This window comes from Streptomyces sp. HSS9-12, from assembly GCF_054963655.1.
Genome location: NZ_JBUEGC010000040.1, coordinates 61418 through 67838, shown reverse-complemented (window position 1 = coordinate 67838; position 6421 = coordinate 61418). Strand labels below are relative to the sequence as shown.

The window sequence follows — 6421 nt, the reverse complement described above, 5'->3', positions numbered from 1 at the left end:
CGGCTGACGCGGCACTAGAGGAGTTTGCGCGCGGCGCGCCTCAAGTCGTGTTCGTGGATGATCGCTTTGGCATGTCCATAGGCGAGGTCGTGCGCACCGCGGAGCCAGTTGACTTTCTCCTCGAAGCGGACGAGGGCGGGGCCTTCATCGACGGTGCGCAGCCAGTCGGAGACTTCGCGGCCGGTGCACTGGGGGATGCGGGCGAGCAGATTCCGGTGGGTCTCTTCGGAGAAGACTTGGGACATCGGCACCTCCGGGCGGTTCCAACGCTGGCCCACTACGTGGCCATGGGTGGTCCTTCACGCCACCGTGCCTGAGCGTTCGCCCGTTGGCAACAGTGCGGAGACGGCGCATAGTCTCTCGGGGTGCTTGATGTGACGCCTTTGGTGACCGCCGTGGACCACCTCGCCGACCGGCTCCGGGCGGTGCCGCAGAGCAGGCTGCAGCGCGGCGTGGCCGCGGAAGGGCTGGCGCTGGCACGGGAGTTGGCGGTGCGGGCGCAGCGTCTGGAGTTCCCGGGGCGGGAGCCGGAGCCGATGCCGGATGCGGGGATGTTCGCGGTCGCCGACCAGGTCGCGGTCGCCGGTCACGATTTGGCCGAAGTATTGCGAAAAACGGCCTCTGACGATGATCTGGCGGAGGCCGTGGCGCTGGTTGAGGACGTGGCCAAGCGCTTGCGGTAGGCGGCCGAGCGCCCGTGCTGAGGGCAAGCTTGGGTGGGCGTGTGCTGGGTGGGCGTCCGCGTCAGAGGGACGCGATGACCCGGTCCGCGAGGATGTAGACGCTCTCCTCGCCGTAGGCGAAGGTCAGGGCGTACGCGCCGGAGACGCCGGAGCCGCCCAGCAGTACCGGGGTCTTGCCCTCGCGCAGGGCATCGGCGAGCCGCTCGGCGGTCTCCCGCTGGCCCGGCGTCATGCAGATCGTCGTGCCGTCGGCGAAGACGTACACATCCAGGGTGCCCAGCGGGCCGGGGCGCACGTCGCTCAGCGGGGTCGCGGCGGCGGCCAGCTCTTCCAGCCGGGTCACGGTGCCCTCGTGGTCGGCGACGGACACCCTGGGCCGGGCGTCGGGGTGCGAGGGGTGGCGGCGTCGGGCGGCCGCCAGCTCGGGCGACTCCGTCTCCTCCTGCCCCTCCTCGGCCGACTCGAGCTCCAACTGCTCCTCGAACGCGTCGAGGTCGAGAAGCGGCTCGATGCCCGCGAAGTCGGTCTGGCGGGGGATGTACAGCGGGGCGTCCTCGCCGAAGCCGGACAGCCCGTAGAGCAGCGATGGCGCGTCGGCCGCGTCGCGCGCCTCCTGGGCGGCCCAGAAGGCGCGGGCCTCGGCGAGCTCCCGCTCGCGCTCCTCGGCCAGGGCGTCGGCGACGGCGGCGCGTATCTCGTCGGCGGGAGTCGTACGGGCGGCGGGCACGGTGGCGCCGGCTCCGGCGGCGGCCGAGGCGGCGAGCTCGGCGCGCAGGGTGGCGACCTCCCTCCGCAGCCCACGAGCAGCGTGCAGGGCCGCGGCGCCCGCGGCCGTCGCGGTGGTGACGGCCAGCAGCAGGGCAAGGGACATGGCGCTCACTGACGTACTCCCGGTCGGTTCGACGAGCTCCCCCGAATTCCTACCTCAGCTTGTCGTGGGCTGCTGCCAGGTGACAGTGCAGAACGTCATGAAACGGACGGGTCTTTGGGCCCGGACGTTTCCTCTTCAACGGCTCTGACCTGCGGAGACGGATCTTCCCCAGGACAAAGGTCACATCCTGGGGAAGATCCGGTCACGATGTCATGGCCTCATGACTGGAGCGGTCGGCTCATCTCGACTCGGCTCGGCTCGACTCGGCTCAGCCGGGCTCAGCTCAGCCGCTCGATGACCATCGCCATGCCCTGGCCACCGCCGACGCACATGGTCTCCAGGCCGAACTGCTTGTCGTGCCACTGGAGGGAGTTGATCAGGGTCGTGGTGATACGGGCGCCGGTCATGCCGAAGGGGTGGCCCACGGCGATGGCGCCGCCGTTGACGTTCAGCTTGTCGATGTCGATGCCCAGGTCGCGGTAGGAGGGGATGACCTGTGCCGCGAAGGCCTCGTTGATCTCGACGAGGTCGATGTCGTCGATGGTCAGGCCCGCCCGGGCCAGGGCCCGCTGGGACGCCTCGACCGGGCCGTAGCCCATGATCTCGGGGGAGAGGCCGGAGACGCCGGTGGAGACGATCCGGGCCAGCGGGGTGAGGCCCAGCTCGCGCGCCTTGGTGTCCGACATGATCACCAGCGCCGCAGCGCCGTCGTTGAGCGGGCAGCAGTTGCCGGCGGTCACCAGGCCGTCGGGGCGGAACACCGGCTTGAGGCCCTCGACGGCCTCGAGGGTGACGCCCGCGCGGGGGCCGTCGTCCTTGCTGACGACCGTGCCGTCGGGGGTGGTCACCGGGGTGATCTCGCGCTCCCAGAAGCCGTTCTTGATGGCCTTCTCGGCCAGGTTCTGGGAGCGGACGCCGAACTCGTCCATGTCCCGGCGGGTGACGCCCTTGAGACGGGCCAGGTTCTCGGCCGTCTGGCCCATGGCGATGTAGACGTCCGGCAGCAGGCCGTCCTCACGCGGGTCGTGCCAGCCCTCGCCGCCCTGCTCGGCGCGCGCGGCGGTACGGGCCTCGGCATCGGCGAACAGCGGGTTGTGGGTGTCCGGCAGGCCGTCGGAGCTGCCCTTGATGCTGCGGGAGACGGTCTCGACACCGGCGGAGATGAACACGTCGCCCTCGCCCGCCTTGATGGCGTGCAGCGCCATGCGGGAGGTCTGCAGCGAGGAGGAGCAGTAGCGGGTGATGGTGCAGCCGGGCAGGTGGTCCATCCCCAGCTGTACGGCGACGACGCGGCCGAGGTTGTGGCCCTGCTCGCCGCCGGGGAGGCCGCAGCCGAGCATCAGGTCGTCGATGTCGCGCGGGTCCAGCTCGGGGACCTTGGCCAGGGCGGCCCTGACGATCTCGGCGGTCAGGTCGTCGGGGCGGACGTCCTTGAGCGAGCCCTTGAAGGCCCGACCGATCGGTGAGCGGGCTGCAGAGACGATCACGGCTTCGGGCATCACGGCTCCATGAGGGCTGGACTTGATGGACTGTCTGGGAAGTTACCTGCACGTACCGCGGAGGTCACGGCCTGTGTGCTGTGACGCCGACCTCTTTTCTAAGCGCTCGCTCAGCCGACCTCCCCCCGCCGGGGAAGGCCGCTCCGCGCCGGGGCGGGTGCCGGCCTCTGGGCCGCTGCCCGGGTGCACGGGGCTTCCCGGGGCGGCCCCGGTGGGCTGCCGGGACGGGCCTCGCCGCGGCGCGCCCCCGGGCGGCGTGTGGCCCCGACTCCCGTGGGGCCGCGGGCCTGACGGTTCCTTTAGCGCTCCGGCGGGCGGACGGCCGGGGCCCGTGGGCCCACTATGGGTAACTCCCTGGATCGAGCGGGGCTTCCCGGATCGAGCCGCCCGCCTCGCGGGCTCCGCGGCTGCGTCCGGGGACAGGGGGCGCTCGCGCTCGGCCGCGCGCCCGGAGTGCGGGCAGAGGCGCCGCGAGGGTTCGGTGCGGAGTGGTCCGCCCGGCGAGGGTCGGGCTCGGCGCGGAGTGGCCCGCCCGGCGAGGGCTAGGCTCGGCGCGGAGCCGGGTCCGCAGCGTCGTGGTTCTCGTCGTTCGCCGGCAGGCGGCGCCGCCGCCGGTGCTTGAGCAGGACCCACGGCGCCCGCATCCCTACCGGCTCCGCCGCGGCCACCTCCGTACCGCTCTCGCCCGCCGCCTGCGCCGCCGCCTCGGCCACCGGCAGGATGCCCTCCCGCCGCGAGAGGTCCGGCCGCTCCTCCTCCGGCCACAGCCCCAGCGCCGCGCACAGCGTCGGCAGTACGGCCATGGCGGCGGTCGCGTACCCCTCCGCCGACGGGTGGTAGTTGTCCGGGCCGAACAGCTCACGGGGGTTCGCCTCGAACTCCGGCCCCAGCAGGTCGCCCAGCGAGACCGTACGCCCGCCCGCCTCCACCACTCCGATCGTCTGGGCGGCGGCCAGCTGCCGGCTCAGCCGCCGCGCCAGCCAGCGCAACGGCTGGTACACCGGCTCGATCGTGCCCAGGTCCGGACAGGTCCCCACGACCACCTCGCAGTGCGCCTCGCGCAATCGGAGCACCGCGTCCGACAGCAGCCGCACCGAGCGGGCCGGCGGCATCCGGTGGGTGACATCGTTGGCGCCGATCATGATGACGCCCACGTCAGGGGTGAGACTGCGGTCCGCGAGCAGCAGGTCGACCTGCCGTTTCAGATCGTCGGACTGAGCGCCCGGGAGCGCGACGTTGCGCAGGTCCACCGGCCGCTCCGCGACCGCGGCCAGCCCTGACGCCAGCAGCGCCCCCGGAGTCTGCCGCGCTCGGTGCACCCCCTGCCCCGCCGCCGTCGAGTCGCCGAGGAGCGCCAGCCGCAGCGGCCGTTGCGCGGTGTGCCGGGAGAACATCGCACCGTAGCGGCCGTCCGCCCGCGGCGGGTCGTCGTTCGAGCCGCCCACGGCCCGCTTCGCCAGCTGCGCCTCCGCGAGCAGCAGCCCGACCGCCGCACCCCCCAGGAGGCCGATTCCGCCACCCCCGTACGCCGCCGCGGCCGCGATCCGCCGCGCCACCCTCGCCCTCGACATTGACATGTACCTGGCCCGCCTCCCGCTGTACGACCGTGTAACAGCTTGTGCCCCGCGTGGCGTGCCGCGCAACGCGCCCTTTGGGGGTCCCGCTGCGCCCGCCGGCCACAGGTGGTGGGGGTGCCACTACGCCCGCGGGGCGTAAGGGGAAGGCCCGGGGGCGCCGTAGGCTGGCGCCACGGGCACGTGAGCGTCGCTGCCCGGCCCGATCGCGGAGATCCCGCCCAAACTGGAGAAAGTCGTGCAGTATCACGATTCGATGATCGAGCTCGTCGGCAACACCCCGCTGGTGAAGCTCAACAACGTGACTGAGGGCATCCAGGCGACCGTCCTGGCCAAGGTCGAATATTTCAACCCCGGCGGTTCCGTCAAGGACCGCATCGCCGTGCGGATGATCGAGGCGGCCGAGCAGTCCGGCGCTCTGAAGCCCGGCGGGACCATCGTGGAGCCGACCTCCGGCAACACGGGTGTGGGTCTGGCCATAGTGGCTCAGCAGAAGGGCTACAAGTGCATCTTCGTCTGCCCGGACAAGGTCTCCAATGACAAGATCAACGTCCTGCGCGCGTACGGCGCCGAGGTCGTGGTCTGCCCGACGGCCGTCGCCCCCGAGCACCCCGACTCGTACTACAACGTCTCCGACCGGCTGGTGCGGGAGACGCCGGGCGCCTGGAAGCCGGACCAGTACAGCAATCCGAACAACCCGCGCTCGCACTACGAGACGACCGGCCCTGAGCTGTGGCAGCAGACGGACGGCCGGATCACCCACTTTGTGGCGGGTATCGGCACCGGCGGCACCATCAGTGGCACCGGCCGCTATCTGAAGGACGTCTCGAAGGGGCGGGTGCGGGTCGTGGGCGCCGACCCCGAGGGGTCGGTCTACTCCGGCGGCTCCGGGCGCCCGTACCTCGTCGAGGGCGTCGGCGAGGACTTCTGGCCGACCGCTTACGACCCGGAGGTCACGGACGAGGTCATCGCGGTCTCCGACAAGGACTCCTTCCAGATGACCCGCCGCCTGGCCAAGGAGGAGGGCCTGCTGGTCGGCGGCTCCTGCGGCATGGCGGTCGTCGCGGCGCTGGAGGTGGCCGAGGGCCTGGGCCCGGACGACGTGGTGGTCGTTCTGCTGCCGGACAGCGGCCGCGGCTACCTGAGCAAGATCTTCAACGACGACTGGATGGCGGACTACGGCTTCCTGGAGGAGGGCGGGCCGTCCGCGCGCGTCGCCGACGTGCTGGCGTACAAGGAGGGCGGCATGCCCTCGCTCGTCCACATGCACCCGGAGGAGACGGTCGGCGAGGCCATCGAAGTGCTGCGCGAGTACGGCGTCTCGCAGATGCCCATCGTCAAGCCGGGCGCCGGGCACCCGGATGTGATGGCCGCGGAGGTCGTCGGTTCGGTCGTCGAACGCGAGCTGCTGGATGCGCTGTTCACCCAGCGCGCGACGCTGGGCGACCCGCTGGACAAGCACATGAGCCCGCCGCTGCCGCAGGTCGGGTCCGGCGAGCCGGTCGAGGATCTGATGGCCGTTCTGGAAGGCGCGGATGCGGCGATCGTGCTGGTGGAAGGCAAGCCGACGGGTGTGGTGAGCAGGCAGGACCTGCTGGCGTTCCTGGCGAAGGCAGCCAAGTAGCCGTCAACGGGCCGATGCCGCCGGGCCTTTCGGGACGGGCTTCGCGTAACTGGTACGTATGTGTCACGTACGCGCAGCACGGACTTAACACTGGTCCGGCACATTGGTGGGCGTCGGCAAGGACGACACCACCGACACCCCCGAACGGCGCCATGGACCTCCGGAGCGGC

Annotated in this window: 6 protein-coding genes; 2 read left to right on the top strand and 4 right to left on the bottom strand. The window is 71.7% G+C overall.

Annotated features, from left to right (window positions below; genetic code table 11):
• Positions 1-14: 14 nt before the first annotated feature.
• Positions 15-245, bottom strand: coding sequence for a DUF4287 domain-containing protein (locus ACY34J_RS20825; RefSeq protein WP_462727962.1), 231 nt, complete (start codon positions 243-245; stop codon positions 15-17).
• Positions 246-365: 120 nt separating this feature from the next.
• Between ACY34J_RS20825 and ACY34J_RS20820 the strand changes: the two genes are divergently transcribed.
• Complete coding sequence (locus tag ACY34J_RS20820) at positions 366-683, top strand: hypothetical protein (RefSeq protein WP_462727963.1); 318 nt, start codon at positions 366-368, stop codon at positions 681-683.
• Positions 684-744: 61 nt separating this feature from the next.
• Here the strand turns inward: ACY34J_RS20820 and ACY34J_RS20815 are convergent, their stop codons facing one another.
• From ACY34J_RS20815 to ACY34J_RS20805, 3 genes are all read right to left on the bottom strand, one after another.
• Positions 745-1563: a hypothetical protein gene (locus ACY34J_RS20815; RefSeq protein WP_462727964.1), complete on the bottom strand. Its 819-nt coding sequence runs from the start codon at positions 1561-1563 to the stop codon at positions 745-747.
• A 269-nt stretch (positions 1564-1832) separates the two neighbouring features.
• Positions 1833-3053, bottom strand: a complete 1221-nt coding sequence (locus tag ACY34J_RS20810; RefSeq protein ID WP_462727965.1) for an acetyl-CoA C-acetyltransferase — start codon at positions 3051-3053, stop codon at positions 1833-1835.
• Positions 3054-3595: 542 nt separating this feature from the next.
• A complete protein-coding gene (locus ACY34J_RS20805; protein ID WP_462727966.1) occupies positions 3596-4630 on the bottom strand; it encodes an SGNH/GDSL hydrolase family protein in 1035 nt (344 codons plus the stop codon).
• A 235-nt stretch (positions 4631-4865) separates the two neighbouring features.
• Between ACY34J_RS20805 and ACY34J_RS20800 the strand changes: the two genes are divergently transcribed.
• Positions 4866-6251 carry a cystathionine beta-synthase gene (locus ACY34J_RS20800; RefSeq protein WP_462727967.1) on the top strand — a complete coding sequence of 462 codons (1386 nt, stop codon included), beginning with the start codon at positions 4866-4868 and terminating at the stop codon, positions 6249-6251.
• Positions 6252-6421: the final 170 nt, after the last annotated feature.